Source organism: Streptomyces sp. NRRL S-37 (assembly GCF_000721605.1).
Taxonomy (GTDB): Bacteria; Actinomycetota; Actinomycetes; order Streptomycetales; family Streptomycetaceae; genus Streptomyces.
Genome location: NZ_JOIZ01000090.1, coordinates 1 through 817, shown reverse-complemented (window position 1 = coordinate 817; position 817 = coordinate 1). Strand labels below are relative to the sequence as shown.

At 70.3% G+C, this 817-nt stretch carries 1 protein-coding gene; it reads right to left on the bottom strand.

Going from position 1 to position 817, the window contains the following annotated elements:
• A partial coding sequence (locus IH50_RS38365) for a condensation domain-containing protein (protein ID WP_037873638.1) occupies positions 1-817 on the bottom strand: 817 nt, incomplete at both ends.

The window sequence follows — 817 nt, the reverse complement described above, 5'->3', positions numbered from 1 at the left end:
CCGACCCGCACACCGCGCCTCATACGCAACAGCCAGATCACGAGCCAACGGCCCCATCGACCAGCCGTCACTCGCGATGTGATGCACCACCACGAGCAGCACATGCTCGTCCGGAGCAACACCGAACAGCCAAGCACGGACCGGCACTTCGGCAGAAAGATCGAACGCGTACCGCGCCGCCTCCGCCACCAGGGCGTCCACATCCCCCGCGACGGCATCGGCGACGTGCAGCTCCCAGTCCAGGCCCGCGAGGTCCAGCACCCGCTGGTACGGCTCACCGTCAGCGGTGCCGAACACCGTCCGGAGCACCTCGTGACGGCCGATCACATCCCGCAGCGCGGCATCCAGCGCCCCGGCATCCACTCGGCCGGACAGGCGGAACAGCGCCTGGAGGTTGTACGTGGCACTTGGCCCCTCCAACTGGCCGATGAACCACAGACGGCGCTGCGCGAACGACAGCGGAAGACGCTCCGGCCGCTCCTGCACCGTCAGCGCCACCCGCGCCCGGTCGGCATCACCGACACGGGCCGCAAGGCGGGCCACGGTCGGCGCCTCGAAGAGCGTGCGCAGCGACAGCTCGACCCCGAGCACCGACCGCACCCGGCTCACCAGGCGGATGGCCAGGAGGGAGTGACCGCCCAGCGCGAAGAAGTCGTCGTCGACACCGACTCCGTCCACGCCGAGGACCTCGGCGAACGCGGCGCACAGGATCTCCTCACGGACCGTGGAAGGGCCGCGGCCGGAGCCGGTCGTGTACTCGGGTGCGGGCAGGGCCTTGCGGTCGAGTTTGCCGTTCACCGTCAGCGGCAACTCGTCG